The sequence below is a fragment of the Micromonospora taraxaci genome (genome assembly GCF_007830095.1).
Classification (GTDB): Bacteria; Actinomycetota; Actinomycetes; order Mycobacteriales; family Micromonosporaceae; genus Micromonospora; species Micromonospora taraxaci.
On the sequence record NZ_VIWZ01000001.1, the window covers coordinates 422325 to 442627 of the forward strand.

A 20303-nucleotide genomic window follows, 5' to 3' on the forward strand; every position below is an offset into this window, starting at 1 on the left:
CCGTCGATCATGGAGTTGTGGTGCCCCACATATGGTGCGAAGTGGAACCTTCTGCCCACCACCACTCCATGATCGACGCCGGAGAGGGCTGAGCGGCGGCCCGCCGCGTCGGCGTAGGATCGGGGCAGCCCAAGTTACCGGGGAGTAAACATGAGTGACGCTGTCATCGTCGGCGCGGTGCGTACCCCGGTCGGGCGGCGTAAGGGCAGCCTCGCCGGCGTCCACCCGGTCGATCTCTCGGCGCACGTGCTGCGCGCCCTCGCCGAGCGCACCGGGCTCGACCCGACGCAGGTCGACGACGTCTTCTGGGGCTGCGTGTCCCAGGTCGGCGAGCAGTCGTGGAACATCGCCCGCAACGGCGTGCTCGCCGCCGGCTGGCCCGAGACGGTGCCGGGCACGACACTGGACCGGCAGTGTGGCTCCAGCCAGCAGGCTCTGCACTTCGCGGCCGCCACTGTGCTCTCCGGTCAGGCCGATCTGGTGGTCGCCGGTGGCGTCGAGTCGATGACCCGGGTTCCGATGGGCTCCAGCGTGGCCGGCGGCATGCCGTTCAGCGACCAGCTCCGGGACCGGTACCGGGGTGTCGAGGGCTTCGCCGACGACGCGCCCCTGCCGTTCAACCAGGGTGTCGGGGCCGAGCTGATCGCCCAGCGGTGGCGGCTCACGCGTACGCAGCTCGACGAGTTCGCGCTGGCCAGCCACGAGAAGGCGGCCGCAGCGCAGGACGCCGGAGCATTCGAACCCGAGCTGACGCCGGTGCCGCTCGGCGATGGCGGCAAGTTCGCCGCCGATGAGGGCATCCGCCGGGACACGACGTTGGACAAACTCGCTGAACTCGCCACCCCGTTCCGCGCCGACGGTGTGGTGACCGCCGGGTCCGCGTCCCAGATCTCCGACGGCGCCGCGGCCCTCGCGGTGACGACCTCCGAGTGGGCGAGCCGGCACGGCCTGCGGCCCCTGGCCCGGATCCACACCGCCGTGGTCGCCGCCGACGACCCGGTCACCATGCTCACCGCGCCCATCCCGGCCACCGCGAAGGCGCTGCGCCGCGCGGGGCTGGGCATCGAGGAGATCGGGGTGTACGAGGTGAACGAGGCGTTCGCCCCGGTGCCGCTGGCGTGGTTGGCGGAGACCGAGGCGGACCCGGAGCGGTTGAACCCACGTGGAGGGGCGATCGCCCTCGGCCACCCGCTCGGCGGCTCCGGCGCCCGGATCATGACCACCATGCTCCAGCACATGCGGGACAACGGGATCCGCTACGGCCTGCAGACCATGTGCGAGGGCGGCGGCATGGCCAACGCCACCATCGTCGAGCTGATCTGACACCTGCCGGAAAAAGCGTCGCCCCGACCCGACCGGGCGGCCTAGGGTGCCCAGCGTGACGACGACCCCTGCTGAGCGCAGCCCTGACTGGTCCGACGAGCAGTGGCAGGTGCGGGCCCGCTCCTGGGTGGACGCGCAACTGAGCCTCGCCGGCCGACGGGTGACCGGGTTGGTGGAGCCTCGGGTGCGTCCGTGGTCACTGGTCTGGCGGGTGCCCACCGACGACGGCACGGTCTGGTTCAAGGCCAACAACCCGGGCACTGTGCACGAGGCAGTTCTGGTCGAGACGCTCGCCGAGCTGACCCCCGAACGGGTGCTGACCCCGATCGCCGTGGACCGGGAGCAGGGCTGGTCGTTGCTGCCCGACGGTGGTGAGTCGTTGCGCGACGTGCTGGGGCGCGACCCCGACCTTTCGCACTGGGAGCGGGCGCTCCCCGGGTACGCGGCACTGCAACTGGCGAGCGCGCCGCGCGCCGACGAGCTGGTCGCCCTGGGCGTGCCGGACCACCGTCCGGAGGTGCTGGCCGGCCTCCTCGCCGAACTGCTCGACGATCACGGGGCGCTGCTGATCGGTGCCGAGGGCGGGCTCAGCCAGGACATGTACGAGCGGTTGCGGGCGGAGCTGCCGTCGTACGCCGAGCGGTGCCGCCGGCTCGCCGACATTGGGATTCCGGCCACCGTGCAACACGACGACCTGCACGACGGCAACGTCTTCGCGGGCACGGACGGATACCGCTACTTCGACTGGGGCGACGCGTCGGTGGCGCACCCGTTCGGCACGCTGCTGGTGACCCTGCGTTCCATCCGGTACGCCAAGAAGCCGGCGGCCGACGACACCCAACTGGCCCGGTTGCGTGACGCCTACCTGGAGGCGTGGACCGACGGGTACGACCGTCGGACCCTCGTCGAGGCCGCGGACCTCGCGATCGAACTGGGCCCGGTGAGCCGCTCGCTCTCCTGGCGTCGCGCCCTGGACACGCCGGGCGAGTCGCGTGCCGAGTACGCCGACGCGGTTCCCGGCTGGCTGGAGGAGATCTTCGCCGCTGACCCGTTCCAGCCGGATTCCTGACCACGATCCGTCGGAGTCGGAAGTCGGACAGCCGGTGCGTCCCGGTGGCGTGGAACTTCCAAAAATCCGGCGTGACCCACGTCACCCCGTCGGGGGCGTCGTTGGGCAGGTCATGGACGTCTTCTCCCGAACGTTCCTCCCGGCCGCCGCTGAGGCTGGCCTGGCCGTGCAGACCGTGAGCCGGCACATGCCGGTCTTCCGGCGCTGTGTCGGCTCCGGTGACGCCACCATCCTGGTCACCCGTTGCAGCCGCCCCGACCGTCCGGTCACCGGCGACTACCTGCTGCTGCTCACCCACCGTCGACTGGTGGTGACCCAGCAGACCCGACTCCTGCACCGACTGCGCCTGCACCTCAACACCGAGTTGCGGGAACTGAGCAACGTGACCTGGAGCCCGGACCCACGACTGCAGTGCGTCGAGTTGGCGGCCACGGCGATCGACGGGATCCGCGAGCGGTTCCTCATCCGTACCAGTCACCCGAAGCGGGTGTGGCAGCTCGACGCGCTGCTCAACCACGCGTTCCGGACGCGCCTGCGGGTGCCCCGGGAGCGCGTCGTCGCCACGATCAGCGACACGCCGGCCACCGCTCGGCCCAGCGCGTTCCGCCCGGCCCCGGTGAGCTGACCAGCTCTCACCGGGCGCCTTGCGCCGCTCTTACCTAACCCGAACACGCACCGATCGCGCCGGCCCGCCCGGTCGGCAATCATGGGCCGGTGACCGTCGAACCGCCGCACCGCGGGCTCGTCCTCGTGGTCGAGGACGAGCCGGCCATCGCCGACCTGGTCCGGCTCTATCTCACCCGGGACGGGTTCGGCGTCCACCTGGAACGCGACGGTGTGGCCGGTCTGAGCGCCGCCCGCCGGCTACGCCCGGTGGCCTGCGTTCTGGACATCGCGCTGCCGGGCCTGCCCGGCACCGAGATCTGTCGTCAGCTGCGCGAGGCCGGCGACTGGACACCGGTCATCTTCCTCACCGCCCGCGACGACGAGGTCGATCGGATCGTCGGCCTGGAGTTGGGTGCCGACGACTACGTGACCAAGCCGTTCAGCCCTCGGGAGTTGGTCGCCCGGGTACGCGCGGTGCTGCGCCGTTCCGCCGGTGGGCCGGAGGGCGCGGAGCGGCCGCGCGTCGTCGGGCCGGTGACGCTCGACCCGGCACGCCGGACGGTCAGCGTCGGGGGTGCACCGGTGCAGCTCACCTCCACCGAGTTCGACCTGCTGGCCCACCTGATGGCCCGGCCCGGCCGGGTCTTCACCCGTGAGGAGTTGCTGGCCGGGGTCTGGGGGTACGCCGCACACGCCGGCACCCGCACCGTGGACGTGCACGTCGCCCAGGTACGGGCGAAGCTCGGCCCCGCCAGCGTGATCCGCACCCACCGCGGCGTCGGGTACGCGGTCGATGCCTGACCGTCCCGAGCGCGTCGAGTCGCCGACCATGACCCTGCCGGTGGTCGGCGCCAACCCGCCGGCCGCACCTCGGCGTGGCCGCTTCGGTCGTACGCTGACCGCCCGGGCGGTGCTCGTCACGTGCACGGTGGCGCTGGTGTCGGTGCTGGTCACCGCGATCGTGGCGGTGCCGTTGGCGATCCGCGGAGCGGAGCGACGAGACCAGGACGCGCTCGCCGCCCAGGCCCGGCTCGCCGCCGAGGTGCTACGGACCCGACTGGACCGGGGTCGCAGCACCGACGAGGAGCGGCTCATCCAACAACTGCGCAACCAGGGCATCAACGCGTACCTGATCCGGCGCGGGACGGTCGACCGACCGGGCCTGCCGCCGCGGGTGGTGCAGCGGATCGAGCAGGGCCGCAACGTGTCGGTCCGGCGCGTCGTCAACGGGAAACGGGCCCTGGTCGAGGGCCGTGCGCTGCCCAACGGCAACGGCGTGGTGCTGTCCCGTCCGTCGTCGGACGGGCTCTGGGCCCAGGTGCTGCGCAGCCTCTGGTTGCCGCTCCTGGCCGGGCTGGCCGCCGGCGTGGCGGCCGGTCTGCTGCTGGCCCGCCGGCTCGCCCGGCCGATCCGCGTCGCGGCCACCGCCGCCGCCCGGCTCCGCGCCGGGGACCGCGCCGTCCGGGTGCCTGTCGAACCACCGGACGAGGTCGCCGACCTGGCCGAGGCGTTGAACGGCCTGGCCGGCGCGCTGGCCACCAGCGAGGGACGGCAGCGGGAGTTCCTGCTGTCCGTCTCGCACGAGCTGCGCACCCCGCTGACCGCGATCCGGGGGTACGCCGAGGCGCTCGCCGACGGCGTGCTCGGCGCGGACGACACCGTCGACACCGGTCGGACGATGCTGGTCGAGGCCCAGCACCTGGACCGGCTGATCGGGGATCTGCTGGCGCTGGCCCGGTTGGAGGCGGCCGACTTTCCCCTCGAACCGGTGCCGGTGGACCTCACCCAGTTGGCAGTGGACGCGGAACCGGCCTGGTCCAGCCGGTGTGCGGCGGTGGGGGTGCCGTTCCGGTTGGAGACGCCCGGTCGGCAGGTGCCCGCGTACACCGATCCGGGTCGGATCCGTCAGGTGCTGGACGGGTTGCTGGAGAACGCGCTGCGGGTCGTACCCCCGGGGTCGCCCGTGGTGCTCGCGGTCCGGCCGGCGGGTGCCGACCCGGCCGCCGGCGGTGTGCTGGAGGTCCGCGACGGCGGGCCCGGCTTCACCGACGACGACCTGGCGGTGGCGTTCGAACGCGGTGCGCTGCACGAGCGGTACCGGGGGGTGCGCAAGGTGGGCAGTGGGCTGGGGTTGGCGTTGGCCGCCGGCCTGGTCCGCCGACTGGGCGGGGAGATCGTTGCTGGACACGCGCCGGAGGGCGGTGCCGCCTTCACGGTCCGGCTGCCCGGTGATCCTTACCTGACCCGAACATCGGCCTGACGCTCCGCTCGTCGTTCCCGGGGAGGCTGAGGGCTCCACTGACAGAGAGGGAGAGTCATGCCACGTTGGGGATTCGTCACCGGCACCACCGCTCTGCTGGCGGCGGTCGCGCTCGGTCTCAGCGGCTGCGGTGCGGCCGAGGTGGCCAGCCAGCCCGCCCGGGAGGCGGCCGTCGAGGTCGCCGCCGCGATGGGCGTCGAGGGGCAGGCACTGACCGCGATGGGCTTCGACGCCGACGACCTGGACGTGCAGACCGTCGCCGCACCGGCCACCCCGACGCCCGGTGCCTCCCCCACCGCCCAGGAGAAGGCCCGGGAGAAGCGCGGCGAGGAGTGGCGCAAGCGCCGGCAGGCGCGGGTGCTGCTGCGGAAGAACACCCTGCACGGTGAGGCGGTGGTGAAGACCAAGGACGGCGGTACGCAGACCGTGGCCGTGCAGCGCGGCGAGGTGACCGCGATCGACGGCGGCTCGATGACCGTCAAGTCCACCGACGGTTTCACAATGACCTGGACCTTCGGCGAGGACCTGCGGGTCGTCGAGCGGCGCGCCACGGTGCAGCCGAGCGAGGTGAAGGTCGGCGCGACGCTCGGCGTTGCCGGCGCGAAGGACGGCGACAAGGGCGTGGCGCGGCTCGTGCTCATCCCCCGCGCGAAGTGAGCGAACGGGGCCCTGGCCGACGCCGGGGCCCCGCTGCTCGTCAGTACACGCGCGACCCGATGAAGTCGTCGTGACCGTAACCGACCGGGTTGGCGGCGGTACGGGCCTCGAACGACCACTGCTGCCGGGTGCTGCTCCCGCAGTTCGCCAACCGCAGGCGCGGGCTTCCCAGCAACGGGTTGTCGAACGCCACGCACAGGTTGCTCGCGGCGGCTGGCTTGATCTGGCTGCCGGAGAAGACGAACTGCTGCGCTCCGGTGCCGTTGCAGTCGTAGATGTTGACCGCGGTGCCGGCGGTCATCGAGCTGTTGGAGACGTCCAGGCAGCGATCGTGGGACAGCTCCGAGTGCAGCGACCGCCGGGCCGAGTCGTACCAGAAGCCCTGGTTACGCCCACCGTGACAGGAGTACGGCTGCTGAACGGTCCCGTTGCGGGAGTCGTACCCCTTGCCGTCGACGCAGGTGCCGGTGGCCAGGTTGCGCAGTTGCCTGAAGTCCAGCAGACCCGGGTAGAGCACGCCGCTGCCGGTGCTCGCCGGGTCGACGCAACTGGCCCGGGCCTGACCGGAGTTCCAGAACTGCGTGATGCACTGGGCGAACATGCCGTGCCCACGGGCGTTGGGGTGGAAGGACTGGCGGGCGGCGTTCTCGTTCCAGATGCCGACCTCAATGTAGAGGCCGCGTACCGAGGTGTTGTCGGTGCACACCTCGTGCCCGTGGAAGAGCCGGCTGGCGTCCAGGTAGCGGGTGCCGGTGTTCGCGGCGGCCGAGCGTAGCGCCGACTCGAACATCGGGACCGCCTTGTTCCGGGCGAACGCCGCGTCGGCCAGGTAGAGCAGGCAGCCGCCCGAGTACCAGCCCGGGAAGTTCGGGTTGTCCTCCACGTCGGGGCTGCCCGGGCTCGGGTACGACATCAGCACCAGCTCGTAGTCCGACCGCAGGTAGCCGGCCTTCGTCATGGTCTGCCGGATGTCGTTGAGCGCGGATTCGACGGCCTGGCGGCTGCCGTCGGTGCGGATCGTCCACTGGTCGGTGTACGTGGGGTAGCAGGGCCCCTGGAAGAAGACCCGACGGACGGCGCAGTCGGTGGCGACCGGACCGAACTGGATGGTGCCGTCACCGTTCGCGCCGACCACCACCCAGATCAGCTTCACGTGCGTGTTGCGCGCCTTGATGCCCAGGTAGTCGCCCTGGTTCAGCTCGTTGTGCTGGGTCGGGCCGCCCGCGATGAGGTTCCACGGCGTGGCACCGGAGCAGGCGATGTTGTACTGCGCGTCCGACGTGATGCCGGTGCGGAACACCGCCTGGTCGTACGAGCGGTCGCACCAGTTGCCGTCCTGGTGGGTGCCGGGGACGTAGTTGCCGACCCCCTCGCCGGAGATCTCGCTGTCGCCCATGGTGACCAGCGCGGTGCGGCGTTGTTCGATCGGGCGGATCGCCGGGCTGCCGTAGAGGGCGGTGGCCTCGGCGGCCCGGATTGCTTCGAGGTTGGCGGGGAGTGGTTGGACGGTTGGACGGTCGGCGGCGGTGGCGGGGGTGGCCGGTCCGGCGAGCATCGGTAGGACGAGAGCGGCGACGGCGACGGCGACGGTGATGGCCCGTCGTCGGGTCGCGCGTTCGGGCCTGGCGGGTATTGCAGGCATCGACGCACTCCTTTCGGCTCAGTCGCGGGACGTCGACTGAGTTACCAGACGGTAACGTGCGGATCAACAGATGTGAATGCGCCTCAGGTCCTTGCGCGCGGGCTGCCGAACCGCCCGGATCGGACTATCCGGGCGGCCGGGCGTGCGCTGCCGCCGTCAGTGGCCCGGCTTGCGCTGCCGCCGTCAGCGTGTGGGCGGCAGGGCGTAGCCGACGTAGCCGCGGAACTCCAACCGCCAGCCGGCCGGAACCAACTTCGTGCAGGCCGGACGGCTGCCGGTGCAGACGATCGCGTCGACCGAGGAGGGGTCGGCCGGCGGTCGTTCCGGCAGCACCGACTGCAATGCCACCAGGTCGGGGGAACTCCCATCCGGCTGCCGCAGCAGCAGCCACCACGGGTACTCCCAGTTGTCGTTCTGCTGCACCAACCCGATCCGTCGGGCATCGCTGTCGCGTACCGCCGCCGCGGCCCAACGGAACTCGTCGGCCCACTGCGGGCGACGCAGGAACCGGGTGTCCCAGTCCGAGGTGGTGAAGACCGAACCGGAGCCGACCAGGCGGCGCGGGAAGCCGTACGACAGTGCGAGCACCCCGGCCAGCGCCGAGGTCGCCAGCACGGTGACCGCCACCGCTGTGGCCACCGACCGGCGCGCCGAGTTCGCGCGGCGTCGACGCAGGAGCGCGTCGACCCAGAGCCCGGCCAGTGGCACCGCCAGCACCACCGCGTAGAGGATCAGCCGGTTGCCCCACGGCTGCCACTTGATCATCGAGGTGTGCAGCAGGACGGCGGCCAGCACCACCACCGCGTACGCGCGCAGGGGCCCGGTCTGCTCGGGATCGATCCGGCGCGGACGGGCGAGCGCGACGACAGCACCGATCAGCGCCAGAGCCCCGGTCAGGGGAAATGCCACCCGGTCCTCGTCCGGATACCAGGCCGGCTCCGGGAAGATCTCCCGGCCGAAGGTGATCGCCCGGTCCTGTGGGTCGACGCCGATCACACCCGCGCCGTCGATGATCACCTCGGCACCGGCTCGACGCAGCGGCGCCAGCGGCGTGTCGAACGCGGTGTGCCCGATCCGCAGGGCGTTGACCAGGATCGACTGCGGGTCGTGCCGTTCCATCGGGATTGACTCGCGCAGCCGGGGTGGGCCCAGCGGGTGCCCGAACTCGGCGGTCACCCGGGCCAGGAACGGGCCGACCACCACGGCCGCGACCAGCAGGATCAGCACTGAACCGCCGACCGTGCGGGCCACCCCACCGACCGGCCGAGGTCGCCGAACCGCTCCGGTCGCCGCGCTCGCGGCCGATCCGGTTGTTGCCGCTCCAGCGGCCAGGGTCAGTCGGAGTTGCGCCAACCCCCAGAGCACCAGGAGCGGGCCGACCGCGATCAGGCCGCTGGTCTTGGTCACCGCCGTCAGGCCGGTGGCCGCCCCCAACCCGAGCAGCGTGCCCCAGCCGGTCCGCCGGCGCAGCCCGTCCAGCACCAGGGTTGCCGCGCAGGTGACCCACGCCGCGCAGACCAGGTCGGTCTGCGTGCTGGTCGCCTGGAGCACCACCATCGGCGTGGTCGCCAGCACGAACGCGGTGAGCAGTTGAGCCCTCCGGCCGCCGCCGAGCTGCGCGGTGATCCGTGCGGCCACCAGCAGGCAGAGCACGCCGGCCGCCCACTGCACCAGGTTGTGCAGGTGGTCCCCGCCGGTGAGGAGGCGAAGGTGCAGCAGCAGGTACTCGGCTCCGGGCGGGATGGTCACCTGCCGGTGGATGGCGGTGGGCCAGAAGTCCAGGTCGCCCTGGGCAACCCAGTGCTCCACCTTCGGCAGGTGGTACGTCTGCGAGTCGAAGTTGTTCGGCTCGGCGAGCAGCGCGACCAGCAGCTCCACCAGGACCAGCCCGGCGATCGTGCCGACGAGCAGTCGTTCGCCCCGTCCGGCCGTACGCCAGGCGTCGACCGCCACGGAGAGCAGACCGGAGGGTGCCCGAGTGGTCCGTGTCGGCGCGGGGTCGGACCTGGTGGCGGCGGGCTCGACGGTCGGGTCGGACGGGTCCGGGCTGGCACCGGAAACCGCGGCGCCGACCGGCACCGGTCGTGGGGTGGCGGCGGGAGGAGGCGCTGGTCGGCTCGACCGTCGCCGCAGACCGGCGGCTGTCGCGGCAGCGACCAAGAAGAGCAGCCAGGCGGTGACGAAGGCCGGCCGGTTCAGCGCGTGCATCGCGCCGAGAAGCTCGACGACGAGTACCGCGTACACCCCGGTCAGCAGTGCGGAGCGCACCACGGCGAGTCGCAGCGGTGCGACCGCATCGATCGCACGCGACCTCAGCGCGACGGTGAGTAGGAGCACCGAGGCGGCGGGAAACACCGCGAGCAGGGAGCCGGCAGCCGACATGGCCGGAAGTAAACACCATCCGCCTGAGCCCGCCACGCCGACGGCCCGACGGTGGCGGCACGCGGTGTGCCAACCAGCCAGGCTAGGCTATGCCCGACGTATTGTCGCCACCGTGGAGATTCCCGTGAAGCTCTCGATCCTCATGCCGGTCTACAACGAGGAAGAACGCATCGCGGATGCCCTCAAGCAGGCGTTGGCGGTTGACTATCCCTGCGAGATCGAGCTGGTCGTGGTCGACGACGGCAGCCGGGACGGCACCGGCGAGGTCCTCGGCCGCGCCGACGACGCGCGCCTGCGGGTCATCACCCACCAGCGCAACGCTGGCAAGGGTGCCGCCATCAAGACGGCTGTCGACAGCGCGGAGGGTGACTACATGGTCATCCTCGACGCCGACCTGGAGTACGACCCGCAGGACATCCCCAAGCTGCTCGACCCGGTGCTCGACGGGCGGGCCACGGTGGTCTACGGCAATCGCACCTTCGGCAGCCACAGCGCCTACAGCTTCTGGTACGTGATGGGCAACAAGGGCGTCACGATGGCCGCCAACGTGCTGTTCAACTCGTACATCGGTGACCTGGAGACCTGCTTCAAGCTGATGCCGGTGGCGCTCTACCGGTCGCTTGAGGTGCGCTCTCGCGGCTTCGGCATGGAGGCCGAGGTGACCGGCAAGCTGCTGCGTCGCCGCATCCGCCCGTACGAGGTGCCGATCAGCTACCGGGCACGTGGCCGGGAAGAGGGCAAGAAGATCACCTGGAAGGACGGGGTCGAGGCGATCTGGATCCTCGGTCGCGAGCGCGCCCGCCGCCGCCCGGTCCCCGCGCCCCGCTGACCGACGCCAGCTCTTTCGAGCGGGCTAACCTTTAGTTGAAGTGCACTTCAACTAAAGGACCTGGTGATGCCGGATTCGTTGACGATCGGTGAGCTGTCCGTCCGCTCCGGCGTGGCCCCCTCGGCGCTGCGTTACTACGAACGACTCGGGCTGATCCGCGCCGACCGGACCGGCGGCAACCAGCGCCGCTACGCCCGCGCCGAGTTGCGGCGGGTGGCCTTCATCCGGATCTCCCAGCAGGTCGGCGTCTCGCTCGATGAGATCCGGGCGGCACTCGACTCGCTCCCCGAAGGCCGCACCCCCAGCCCACAGGACTGGGCGCAGCTCTCCGCGAGCTGGCGGAGCCGGTTGGACGAGAAGATCAGACTGCTCGCCGAGCTCCGCGACAACCTCGACGGTTGCATCGGCTGTGGGTGCCTCTCCCTGCAACGCTGCGTGCTCTACAACCCCGGGGACGCGCTGGCCGGCGAAGGGCCCGGCGCCCGCCTGATGCTGCCACGACCAGCTGACGCGCCTCCCGCCGTCACCCCAGGGTGAGCAGCACCTTGCCGAAGTGATCGTTCGACTCGACGAGCCGGTGTGCCTCCGCCGCCTCGGTCATCGGCAGCCGCCGGTCGACGATCGGTCGGACCGTGCCCGCCTCGATCAACGGCCACACCTCGGCCCGTACGCCTTGGACGATCTCCGCCTTCTCGGCGAGGGGCCGGGAGCGCAGCGACGTCGCGGCGACACTCGCCCGCTTGGTCAGCAGCGCGCCGAGATCCAGCTCGGCCTTGCGCCCACCCTGCATGCCGATCACCACCAGCCGTCCGCCGGTGGCCAGCGCCGAGACGTTCCGCCCCAGGTAGGACGCGCCCATGATGTCCAGGACGACGTCGACGCCGCGACCGTCGGTGGCTCGCCGGACCTCCTCTTCGAAGTCCTGCTCCCGGTAGTCGATCGTGTGCGACGCGCCCAGCTCACGCAGCCGGGAGTGCTTGGCCTCCCGGGCGGTGGTCAGGACGGTGGCGCCCAGTGCAGCCCCGAGCTGGATCGCGAAGGTGCCGATCCCACTGCCCCCACCGTGCACGAGCAGAGTGTCACCAGCGCCGAGCCGCCCCACCTGGACCAGGTTCGACCAGACCGTGCAGGCCACCTCGGGCAGCCCTCCGGCGTCGACCGGGTCGCACGCCGGCACCGGCAGCAACTGCCCGGCGGGCACCGCCACCCGCTCCGCGTACCCGCCGCCGGCCAGCAGCGCGCAGACCTGCTGCCCGACCGCCCACCCGGCAACGTCCGCGCCGACCACCGTGATGACCCCGGAACATTCCAATCCGGGGTACGCGGACGCGCCGGGCGGCGGCGGATAGTTTCCCTGCCGTTGCAGCAGATCAGCGCGGTTGACCCCGCTGGCCCGCACATCCACGATCACCTCGTCCGGGCCCGGCTCCGGGTCGGGCACCTCGGCCCAGACCAGCGCTTCGGGTCCACCGGGCTGCGGAATGGTGATGGCTCGCATGGCTCAGTCTTACCCGATCACACCTGATGCCGCAGGCGCACCCTCCAGCCCACAGTGGACCCGCTGGAGCGCCTGCCCAACCGGTACGGGGAGGGACACCGGGCCGGCCGGAGCGAGCCGTGGCAGACTATGCGTGGCCGTACGCCTGCGGGTGGCGGCCCAGGAGGGTTCGCCTAGTGGCCGATGGCGCTGGTCTTGAAAACCGGTAAGGCAGCGATGTCTTCGTGGGTTCGAATCCCACACCCTCCGCTTCCCCTGGTGGGGTGTTTACGCAGCTCAGCCCCCGACTTCGGTCGGGGCTGTTTGCTGCCGGGGGGCTGGTGGGGGTTCTAGGCAAGTCGGCAGAGTGGTGCGACCGCCGGTCTGCAGCCGTCAGGTTGCCGGCAGTAGATGGCGATCCAGTCCCTCAGCCGTTTCAGCACCAAAGGGTGGACGTCGACCATCTCGATCCGCTCGGCGACCACTGCTGGTTCGATGAGCCCGGCCCGGATCAGCGCGGCGGCGAAGGCGTGGTCCTTCTCCCTGCCAGCTATGAGCTTGGACACGACGCAGTCGTGCGGTTCGAGCGTGTAGCCACGCCCCGGTCGGGTGCTCTGGGACTCCACCAGAACCAGCCGATCCCGCCACCCGTCGGGCAGCCTCGCGGTCGACACACTCACGCCCTGGGCGTAGTAGCCGTTCGTCTCGTGGAACAGCGAGAACTCGCCGATGGCCCCGTCGACCTGGTCAGCTTTCTGGTCGTCCGGGTCGTTGAAGAATGCCACGTCGACTTCCATCGAGGCGGTGGCTTCCAGCGGAAGTCTGCTTTCCGGGATCGCCCCCAGCACCGACTGGCTGCCGATGACGAGGACGTCCGGGTCCCCGGCGATTTGGCACGCGGACCGCAGGACATGCTCCAGTTGCTCGCGGCTCACGCCGCTCGCTTTCAGCCGCTGCGTCTGAAGGACTCAAGAATCTTCATGCGCTGTGGTTGTGACAGGACCCCGGCAAAGGGCGAGTTCTGTCGTAGCTCCACGGCTTCGGGATCATCCGAGGTCAGCACCTTGAGGACGGCGCCGACGCCTTCGTTGATCTTGTTCTGCCAGCGATTCAGCCACACTTCGGTCATGGTCCCTCGGTGCTGCCGGAGGAGTCGATCGAGATTCTCCCTGGCCTTGCCCAGCACCTCGTCCGGGTCGGTGACCAGACTGCCGGCCACCGCTTGGTGCAACCACAGCGACTTGAGCTGATCACGAGTCAGCTCCGGCTTCGGGTGCAGCAGGGCCTCAACGTCGTCCCGCTTGATCCTCCGATGCATGCCGACCTTCACGAACGGCAGCTCGCCGCGCTCGCACAGGTTGACCACCTGCTGACGCGACGACCCCAGCAGCTTGGCAACCTGACCGGTGGTCAGAAGGCCCTCACTCGTCGTCGTCACCATAGGCCGAGCATGCGCTGTAAACGCTAAAAACGCAACTCCCTGTGCCTCGTTCCCGCTGGTCAATACGCCAACTAAACCGAGGCTCCGAGTGAACGGCTGCGCTACGGGAGAGCGTTGGCCGGTACCGCCGCCATCGCGCGGTGGCCTGCGCCACTGACCGCTGCCGCACCGGTGCTGATGAGAATCGCCACGACGGCGACCATGACACCGAGCCCTGGACGGGGCATGACAGCAGGTATCGCTCCATCGAACAGGGCTGACGCTTCGTCGTAGGTGAGCGCGAGGAGGAGCGTCGATCCGACGGCGACCAGACTCAGCGCGGCGGTGGCTGCCAGGGTGAGCGCTGGTCGGGCGGTCCGACTGAGTACGGCCCAGGCGACGCAGGCGTGCAGCGCAAGAACACTGCCCACATACCCACCCCAGCCGGAGAATCTGGTGAGTGGCACGGTGATGTCGCCGTAGTGGGCCCACGGAAGTGCGATGGCGGAGAGCAGGCTTCCCACAGCTCCGACGACGGCAGCGGAGAGGGCAACGCTCCTCGTCATGGCTCGACCTTCCTGACGCCCCGCATGGAAAGCACCCGGCCCGCCACGCCCACGCCGATCGCGGTCAATGTTAAGGGCGATGTCTTCGTGGCTTCGAATCCCACAACCTCCGCGACCGTGATCGACTCGATTACGCCGACGTTGGTGTATCGAGACGTCTTGGATACCGCGACTTCCCGGAAGGTGAGTGGATCATGACTCGGTCGGGTCGACTGACGTCCCGGACCGGCCCCCGGTCCACGCCTCGTAGCTGAGCAGCACGGCCAGGAACGCGGTGAGCAGGCCGAGGGCGGCCAGGCCGGGTAGGTAACGCCCGACGGGGAGTAGGAGCAGCGCCACGGCGGGCGCGAGAAACTGCTCGGGTCGTACGCACCGGACGCTGAGGGCCAGGAACGTCGCCCGGCCGGCGAGGTACAGGGCGGTCCCGCCGAACAGCGCGACGGCCGGGATCCAGTGCAGGGTGTGCGGGGTCTTGCCGTGCGCCAGGCCGGCGAGCACCTCCTCGACTCCCAGCGCCACGTAGATGGTTCCGGCGAGCAGCGGAAGGTGGGCAACGCTGTACGCGTTGCCGGCCATGAAGCCCCGGTGCAGCCCGGAGTCCGTCGTCAGTGCGTTCCCGGCGCTCGCCGCGCTCGGGAAGTACAGCCAGTACAGGCACCCGGTGACGGTGAGGGTGAGCAGCGCTGCCGCCAGGGTCGGCCAGTGGATCATCTGGGTTCCGACCCCGGCGCCGACCGAGATCAGGGATTCTCCGAGCGCGATGATCACCACCAGGCCGTGCCGTTCCGCGAAGTGGCCGGGGCTGCGTACCGGCCACCCGCCCACCAGCAGGGCGAGCACCCCACCGCCCATGTCGACGATGAGCGCCGCTGCCCAGAGCAGGATCTGCGCGGTGCCGCCGAACACGGCTCCGAGGACGAGTGGGATCGAGGACAGCGCTGTGGTGAGGGCGTAGAGCCGAACGGTTCTGAGTCGCCGAGGATCGTCCACCGACGCCCAGTAGAAGAGGGCGAACTGGGTCGACCGCACCACGACGTACGCCAGCACCAGGATCAGCCGGGGTGTCCTCGTACCCCTGCCGGTTTCCCAGGCTTCGGGGAGGACCAACGCGATGAGGAAGACGGCTGCCATCGCCACGGCGACGCCCGCCCGGATCAACCCGACGTCGAGCCGGACGTAGTTGCCCAGCCAGGCATAGACCAGCCAGGAGTTCCACAGCAGTATGAGGACGAGCAGGCCCTGCACCAGCGTCACCGACGTGGGTCGCTCGCTCATGAACGTGGTGACCCGGATGAGCCCGAAGACGAGCACGAGGTCGAAGAAGACCTCGAACAGCGTCGGTCGGTGCGTCTCTGCGGTGACCACCGGCCGGGATCGGACGATCCGCCACATCAGATCATCTTGACTGTTGGTCCCGGAGGGTTGCGGCGTCCCACGTCCCGGTCACTCCGGCGGGTCCGCGCTCCGCCGTTCGTCGCGGATCGTCTCCTCGGCCAGTCGCTCGACTGCTCGTCGGCGTTCGTCGGCGATGGCCCGGGCGTCCCGGCGGCGGAACGCGGTGAGGGCAGCTACCGCGAAGTCCCGCCAGATGCCGGCCACGATGTCCCCCTGAGGAACGTTCCCCCGAACTCCACCGTAACTCCGGAAAACCACGGTGCCGCTCGTCGGAAGGGACAGCGCGGGGTAAGAAGAGGCTGGTATTTCCGCACACCGGAAGGATTCGTCCCGATGACCCTGGAACGACCGATTGCCCCGGACCCGTACGAGTTGCTGCCGACGCTGCCCTCGTTCACGCTGACGAGCGACGACGTGCAGAACGGCGAGCCGATGGATGCGCGGCACGCGCACGGCAGCACCGGGGGCGAGAACGTCTCGCCGCAGCTGACCTGGTCGGATTTCCCCGCCGAGACGAAGAGCTTCGCGGTGACCTGCTACGACCCGGACGCGCCGACCGGCAGCGGCTTCTGGCACTGGGTGCTGGTGAACGTGCCGGTCAGCGTCACGCAGCTGCCCACGGGGGCCGGTGGCGCGGCGGGCACCGACCTCGGCGGAGCGTTCTCGGTCCGCAACGACTACGGCGAGCAGGGGTACGGCGGGGCGGCTCCGCCGGCCGGCGACCGTCCGCACCGGTACGTCTTCGCGGTGCACGCCGTGGACGTCGAGCGCCTGGATCTGACTCCGGACGCCAGCCCGGCCTACGTCGGCTTCAACCTCACGTTCCACACCCTGGCCCGTGCGGTGATCCGCCCGACGTACCAGATCAAGGAGTAACCCAGAACGCCGCCCCGTCTCGTCGATCATGGAGTTGTGGTGGTGTCAAAACACCCGTCAGGTAATAAACCTGGCACCACAACTCCATGATCGACCGGGCTGGGCGCGCGAGATCGCGGGCCGGGTGGGTCAGGAGGGGACGCGGGCCACCGCGAAGACGGACTGGCCGAACGGGGGGCGGACGAGCTGCTCGGCGGCCTTGGTGGCGGGCAGGACGACGGTGTCGTACACCTTGACCATCGGGCCCTCCTTCGGCATCAGCCGGAAGACCTTGGTCGCCATGAAGTAGCCGATCAACCCCAACGCGTTGGCGTAGTGGATCTTCTCGACGGTCAGGCCGGCCTCGGTCATCGCCGCCTGAAGGGTCTTCTTCGTGTAGCGGCGGACGTGCCCGGTGGCGATGTCGGCCGGGCTCATCGCGAACTGGAACGCCGGCACGATGATGATCACCGCACCGCCGGGTCGGACCAGGTCGCGCATGCTGCTGAGCGCGCCCACGTGGTCCTCGATGTGCTCCAGGACGTTGTACGAGACCGCGGCGCTGTAGTCGCCCCGCTCGCTGTGCGGCAGCAGCATCTGCCGGACGTCGATGTTCGGTCGCTCGGCGAGGCGCTCCTTGAGCTGCAACAGCCGGTCCGGGTCGGCCTCGGTGGCGGTGAACCGCGGCAGCAGCTCTGACCACTCCAGCGCGTAGTCACCGAGGCCGCTGCCGATCTCGATGGGGTCGTCGCCGAGGTACGGCACTGCCAGCTCGATGAACCAGCGACGGTGGTTGACAGCCGTCGCCAGGCCTTCCAGCACCTCGGACTGCACGCGCTGATCCCCAGTGATATCTGCCATGCGTCGATTCCTCACGATATGAACTCGACCCGTGCCTGGACCGACAGAGTGAATCATCCGCTGGGACGGCAGAAGAATCGGGGCATCGGGGGTGGCCGAATTGTGGTCGGGGGGTGGGTTCGTGATCGGCGTCGGCGAACCCGGCACATAGTACGGCAGTACCCCGAAACATGTCACGGCAGCGTCAGCCCGTGACTACCCTATGAATTGTCATGACTACTCCCGAATCGGACGCGCCCGGCGACGGCGACGGCCCGGCCGCTGCGTCGGTGGAGGGGGCCTCGGCTGATGCTCGGCGGCCACGCCGGGGGAAGGTGGCCGACCTGGCCGCCGTGCTGAGCTTCCTGGTGCTCGGCTTCTGGGTCACGTGTCGACTCTGGCTCGACCCCGGCGGCGCGGTACGCGACAACGAGTCCGATCAGTCGCAGTTCGAATGGATGATGGCGCACGGTGCGCGGGTAATCACGCATTTCGCCTACCCGTTCCATTCGGATCAGATGAACGTCCCGGACGGCGTCAATTTGATGGCGAACACGTCCGTATTATCCATTTCGTTACCATTTACGCCTATCACCCTCCTGTTCGGGCCTCGGGCGGCATTCCTGGTCTTTCTCACTGCCGGCATGATTGCCACAGCGACCGCCTGGTACTTCCTGCTCTCCCGGGTTTTGATCGGCAGCCGCGGGCCCGCCTGGCTGGGCGCCGGCTTCTGCGCGTTCGCGCCCGCCATGGTGTCGCACGCCAACGGGCACCCGAACATCGTGTCGCAGTTCGTCGTTCCACTGATCATCTGGCGCACGCTGCGTCTCGGCGAGCCGGGCCGCTGGCTGCGCAACGGCGTCCTCCTCGCGCTCGTGATCGTCTGGCAGGCCTTCCTCAATCTGGAGATCCTGCTGATGACAGCGATCGGGCTCGGTGTGGTCATCGGCGTGCTCGCCCTCGGCCGCGCCGATCTCCGAGCACGGACCCGGCCCTTCCTCGCCGGTCTCGCCGTCGCGGCCGGGGTCGCCGGGCTGCTGCTGGCGTACCCCCTGTACGTGCAGTTCTTCGGCCCGGGCGCGTACTCCGGGCTGTCCCGCCTGATCCGCGGCTACTCAAGCGACCTCGCCTCGTTCGTCGCGTACTCCCGGGAGTCACTCGCCGGCAGCCCACGCACCGCCGCAGGCCTGGCCAAGAACCCGACAGAGGAGAACAGCTTCTTCGGCTGGGCGCTGGTCGTGCTGGTGATCGCCCTGGTCTGGTGGTTGCGCCGCTCGGTCGTCGTGCTCGCGCTGGCCGGGCTCGGGCTGCTCTTCGCGGTGCTCTCGCTGGGCCGCGAGGTTCGCTTCGACAACAAGGGGACGGGTGTGCCGGGCCCCTGGGCGGCGCTGGAGAACCTGCCCATCCTGCACTCGGTGGTGCCGACCCGGTGGGCGCTGGCGATCACCCCGATCATCGGGCTGCTGCTCGCCTACGGTGCCGAACGCGCCCGCGAACTGGCCGCCTCGCACCCGGCAGCCCGGGGACAGATCCGCTTCGTCACCGCCACAGTGCTCGTGATGGCCCTGCTCCCGATCGTGCCGACCCCGCTGCCCGTCGCCCATCTCGACCCCGTTCCCACCTTCGTGACCAGTGGGGCGTGGCGTCCGTACGTGGCCGGTGGGCGCAGTGTGGTGGCCCTGCCGCTGCCGGACAGCACCTACGCGGAACCGCTGCGCTGGTCCGCGACGACCCGGCTGGACATGCCGCTGGCCCGCGGCTACTTCCTCGGCCCGGACACCCGGCCCAGCGCCGATCCACCCAAGGTCGCGCTGTTCGGGGCCACACCACGTCCCACCAGCAGCTTCTTCGCCACCATCCGTCGTACCGGGGCGGTGCCGCCGATCACCCCGCAGAGCCGGGTCCGAGCGGTCGACGACCTGCGGTTCTGGCGGGCCGGAGTGGTCATCCTCGGCCCACACGAGCACGAGGACGCGCTGCGTCGGGGGATGACCGAACTGACCGGCATCCAACCGGTCTTCACCGGCGGGGTGTGGGTGTGGGACGTCCGACCGTTGACCGACTGAGGCTCAGCGGACGCAGCAGCCCTGGCAGACCTTCGGCCGGGGGAGGGTGAAGGCGAGGCAGCAGGTGCGCCGCTGCACTGTCGGTTCACCGGTCGGGCCGGGCACCAGCTCGATCAGGTCGGTCAGATCGAGGGCACCGAGCACTGTGTCGATGCTCTGCACCGTCGAGCCGGGCAGGCCGTCGGCAGCCCGGAGAATGCCGTGCGCGATGCCGGAGGCGACCGAGCCGAGCAGCGTCCGGGTGCCCACCCGGACCTCCGCCTGGATGGCGGTGATGAGCGGCGCCAGGTGGGAGTCGAGCAGGGAGACGCGCAGCGCGGTCAGCAGCTCGGCCTCGTCGGCGACGACCCGCACCTCCGGCAGGCCGGCGAGCGCCAGCGGATCACTCGGCAGCACCGCCACGGTGATCCCACGGCGCAGGCCCATGGTGAGCAGCTGCCGGTGGTCCTCGAAGTGGATCAAGACGTCGGCCGGATCGAACAGCGGCACCCGCCGGGCCGAGGCCCAGCCGAGCACGACCGGCAGCGCGGTCCAGTAGCTGTACGACTTCCAGGCCAGTGCGGCGCAGGCGTGCGGGGTGCCACCCCAGCGGGTGGCGGCGCCGTTCAGCAGCTCCGGCAGCCGGCTGCCGTCGATCAGGGTGGTGGCGGGTGACCAGCCGAACTCGTCGTCGACCAGGAGGCCCGGGGCGAGGCCCGGAAGATCGTCGGTGCCGAACATGGCGCGCAACGCCGCGGTGACGGGGGCGAGTGGCGTGGCGGTCACGTCCCGCCCCGGCAGCACCGCTGTCACCTGAGATCCCCCGTCCGCGTGACCGAGGAATGTGCGCCCCGGCGGACGACCACTGCCGTCCTGAGCTAAGGCTAGCCTAACCACGCCCTCGGGTCTAAGGGAAGCCTCACCTTGGTCACATCGA

The 20303-nt window shown here is 70.3% G+C and carries 20 protein-coding genes and 1 tRNA gene; 11 read left to right on the forward strand and 10 right to left on the reverse strand.

The annotated features are described in order from the left end of the window. Nucleotides 1–150 precede the first annotated feature (150 nt). From FHU34_RS02095 to FHU34_RS02120, 6 genes are all read left to right on the forward strand, one after another. Nucleotides 151–1323: a thiolase family protein gene (locus tag FHU34_RS02095; protein ID WP_145778442.1), complete on the forward strand. Its 1173-nt coding sequence runs from the start codon at nt 151–153 to the stop codon at nt 1321–1323. Nucleotides 1324–1378: 55 nt separating this feature from the next. Beyond that, entirely contained in the window at nt 1379–2392 is a 1014-nt protein-coding gene (locus tag FHU34_RS02100) for a phosphotransferase (RefSeq protein ID WP_145778443.1), read from the forward strand. Nucleotides 2393–2504: 112 nt separating this feature from the next. Then, nucleotides 2505–3017: a hypothetical protein gene (locus tag FHU34_RS02105; RefSeq protein WP_145778444.1), complete on the forward strand. Its 513-nt coding sequence runs from the start codon at nt 2505–2507 to the stop codon at nt 3015–3017. A gap of 89 nt (nt 3018–3106) precedes the next feature. Beyond that, on the forward strand, nt 3107–3799 hold the full coding sequence (locus FHU34_RS02110; RefSeq protein ID WP_145778445.1) for a response regulator transcription factor: 693 nt from the start codon (nt 3107–3109) through the stop codon (nt 3797–3799). Next, nucleotides 3792–5258, forward strand: a complete 1467-nt coding sequence (locus FHU34_RS02115; protein WP_145778446.1) for a sensor histidine kinase — start codon at nt 3792–3794, stop codon at nt 5256–5258. Before FHU34_RS02110 ends, FHU34_RS02115 begins: the two co-directional genes overlap by 8 nt. Before the next feature lie 57 nt (nt 5259–5315). Continuing rightward, nucleotides 5316–5915, forward strand: a complete 600-nt coding sequence (locus FHU34_RS02120; protein ID WP_145778447.1) for a hypothetical protein — start codon at nt 5316–5318, stop codon at nt 5913–5915. 40 nt (nt 5916–5955) lie between these two features. On the opposite strand, the gene FHU34_RS02125 is transcribed toward FHU34_RS02120, so the two are convergent. Beyond that, nucleotides 5956–7557: a ricin-type beta-trefoil lectin domain protein gene (locus FHU34_RS02125; protein WP_145778448.1), complete on the reverse strand. Its 1602-nt coding sequence runs from the start codon at nt 7555–7557 to the stop codon at nt 5956–5958. Nucleotides 7558–7740: 183 nt separating this feature from the next. Then, nucleotides 7741–9939, reverse strand: coding sequence for an ArnT family glycosyltransferase (locus tag FHU34_RS02130; RefSeq protein ID WP_167524744.1), 2199 nt, complete (start codon nt 9937–9939; stop codon nt 7741–7743). A gap of 124 nt (nt 9940–10063) precedes the next feature. Here FHU34_RS02130 and FHU34_RS02135 point away from each other — a divergent pair, with 124 nt between their 5' ends. Further along, a complete protein-coding gene (locus tag FHU34_RS02135) occupies nt 10064–10768 on the forward strand; it encodes a glycosyltransferase family 2 protein (protein WP_145785398.1) in 705 nt (234 codons plus the stop codon). 66 nt (nt 10769–10834) lie between these two features. Continuing rightward, a complete protein-coding gene (gene soxR / locus FHU34_RS02140; RefSeq protein ID WP_145778449.1) occupies nt 10835–11305 on the forward strand; it encodes a redox-sensitive transcriptional activator SoxR in 471 nt (156 codons plus the stop codon). On the opposite strand, the gene FHU34_RS02145 is transcribed toward soxR, so the two are convergent. Next, complete coding sequence (locus FHU34_RS02145; protein ID WP_145778450.1) at nt 11292–12266, reverse strand: NAD(P)H-quinone oxidoreductase; 975 nt, start codon at nt 12264–12266, stop codon at nt 11292–11294. The two genes, soxR and FHU34_RS02145, sit on opposite strands and share 14 nt — an antisense overlap. 162 nt (nt 12267–12428) lie before the next feature. Here FHU34_RS02145 and FHU34_RS02150 point away from each other — a divergent pair. Further along, nucleotides 12429–12515 (forward strand) — tRNA-Ser (locus FHU34_RS02150). Nucleotides 12516–12595: 80 nt separating this feature from the next. Here FHU34_RS02150 and FHU34_RS02155 read toward each other — a convergent pair. The 5 genes from FHU34_RS02155 to FHU34_RS32795 all read right to left on the reverse strand — a co-directional run bounded on the left by FHU34_RS02155 (nt 12596) and on the right by FHU34_RS32795 (nt 15830). Further along, a complete protein-coding gene (locus FHU34_RS02155; RefSeq protein WP_145778451.1) occupies nt 12596–13180 on the reverse strand; it encodes a DUF6036 family nucleotidyltransferase in 585 nt (194 codons plus the stop codon). A gap of 11 nt (nt 13181–13191) precedes the next feature. After that, nucleotides 13192–13686: a helix-turn-helix domain-containing protein gene (locus tag FHU34_RS02160; protein WP_145778452.1), complete on the reverse strand. Its 495-nt coding sequence runs from the start codon at nt 13684–13686 to the stop codon at nt 13192–13194. Nucleotides 13687–13787: 101 nt separating this feature from the next. After that, entirely contained in the window at nt 13788–14231 is a 444-nt protein-coding gene (locus FHU34_RS02165; RefSeq protein ID WP_145778453.1) for a hypothetical protein, read from the reverse strand. A gap of 192 nt (nt 14232–14423) precedes the next feature. Beyond that, nucleotides 14424–15623, reverse strand: coding sequence for a low temperature requirement protein A (locus tag FHU34_RS02170; RefSeq protein WP_145778454.1), 1200 nt, complete (start codon nt 15621–15623; stop codon nt 14424–14426). 51 nt (nt 15624–15674) lie between these two features. Next, nucleotides 15675–15830 carry a hypothetical protein gene (locus FHU34_RS32795; RefSeq protein WP_167524745.1) on the reverse strand — a complete coding sequence of 52 codons (156 nt, stop codon included), beginning with the start codon at nt 15828–15830 and terminating at the stop codon, nt 15675–15677. A 129-nt stretch (nt 15831–15959) separates the two neighbouring features. On the opposite strand from FHU34_RS32795, the gene FHU34_RS02175 reads away from it, so the two are divergent. Continuing rightward, entirely contained in the window at nt 15960–16502 is a 543-nt protein-coding gene (locus FHU34_RS02175; protein ID WP_145778455.1) for a YbhB/YbcL family Raf kinase inhibitor-like protein, read from the forward strand. 129 nt (nt 16503–16631) lie between these two features. Here FHU34_RS02175 and FHU34_RS02180 read toward each other — a convergent pair whose 3' ends face one another. Further along, nucleotides 16632–17342, reverse strand: coding sequence for a class I SAM-dependent methyltransferase (locus FHU34_RS02180; protein ID WP_145778456.1), 711 nt, complete (start codon nt 17340–17342; stop codon nt 16632–16634). Nucleotides 17343–17554: 212 nt separating this feature from the next. Between FHU34_RS02180 and FHU34_RS02185 the strand changes: the two genes are divergently transcribed. Further along, a complete protein-coding gene (locus FHU34_RS02185) occupies nt 17555–19387 on the forward strand; it encodes a DUF6311 domain-containing protein (protein ID WP_244311521.1) in 1833 nt (610 codons plus the stop codon). A 3-nt stretch (nt 19388–19390) separates the two neighbouring features. Here FHU34_RS02185 and FHU34_RS02190 read toward each other — a convergent pair whose 3' ends face one another. Continuing rightward, nucleotides 19391–20107, reverse strand: a complete 717-nt coding sequence (locus tag FHU34_RS02190) for a hypothetical protein (RefSeq protein ID WP_425280559.1) — start codon at nt 20105–20107, stop codon at nt 19391–19393. Between the last annotated feature and the right edge of the window lie 196 nt (nt 20108–20303).

Excerpts from the sequence above, each read along its gene's own strand:
- FHU34_RS02095 (WP_145778442.1), top strand. The coding sequence starts at position 151 with ATGAGTGACGCTGTCATCGTCGGCGCGGTGCGTACCCCGGTCGGGCGG.
- FHU34_RS02105 (WP_145778444.1), top strand. The coding sequence starts at position 2,505 with ATGGACGTCTTCTCCCGAACGTTCCTCCCGGCCGCCGCTGAGGCTGGC.
- FHU34_RS02115 (WP_145778446.1), top strand. The coding sequence starts at position 3,792 with ATGCCTGACCGTCCCGAGCGCGTCGAGTCGCCGACCATGACCCTGCCG.
- FHU34_RS02120 (WP_145778447.1), top strand. The coding sequence starts at position 5,316 with ATGCCACGTTGGGGATTCGTCACCGGCACCACCGCTCTGCTGGCGGCG.
- FHU34_RS02125 (WP_145778448.1), bottom strand. The coding sequence starts at position 7,557 with ATGCCTGCAATACCCGCCAGGCCCGAACGCGCGACCCGACGACGGGCC.
- FHU34_RS02130 (WP_167524744.1), bottom strand. The coding sequence starts at position 9,939 with ATGTCGGCTGCCGGCTCCCTGCTCGCGGTGTTTCCCGCCGCCTCGGTG.
- soxR (WP_145778449.1), top strand. The coding sequence starts at position 10,835 with ATGCCGGATTCGTTGACGATCGGTGAGCTGTCCGTCCGCTCCGGCGTG.
- FHU34_RS02145 (WP_145778450.1), bottom strand. The coding sequence starts at position 12,266 with ATGCGAGCCATCACCATTCCGCAGCCCGGTGGACCCGAAGCGCTGGTC.
- FHU34_RS02160 (WP_145778452.1), bottom strand. The coding sequence starts at position 13,686 with ATGGTGACGACGACGAGTGAGGGCCTTCTGACCACCGGTCAGGTTGCC.
- FHU34_RS02165 (WP_145778453.1), bottom strand. The coding sequence starts at position 14,231 with ATGACGAGGAGCGTTGCCCTCTCCGCTGCCGTCGTCGGAGCTGTGGGA.
- FHU34_RS02170 (WP_145778454.1), bottom strand. The coding sequence starts at position 15,623 with ATGTGGCGGATCGTCCGATCCCGGCCGGTGGTCACCGCAGAGACGCAC.
- FHU34_RS02175 (WP_145778455.1), top strand. The coding sequence starts at position 15,960 with ATGACCCTGGAACGACCGATTGCCCCGGACCCGTACGAGTTGCTGCCG.
- FHU34_RS02180 (WP_145778456.1), bottom strand. The coding sequence starts at position 17,342 with ATGGCAGATATCACTGGGGATCAGCGCGTGCAGTCCGAGGTGCTGGAA.
- FHU34_RS02185 (WP_244311521.1), top strand. The coding sequence starts at position 17,555 with ATGACTACTCCCGAATCGGACGCGCCCGGCGACGGCGACGGCCCGGCC.
- FHU34_RS02190 (WP_425280559.1), bottom strand. The coding sequence starts at position 20,107 with ATGTTCGGCACCGACGATCTTCCGGGCCTCGCCCCGGGCCTCCTGGTC.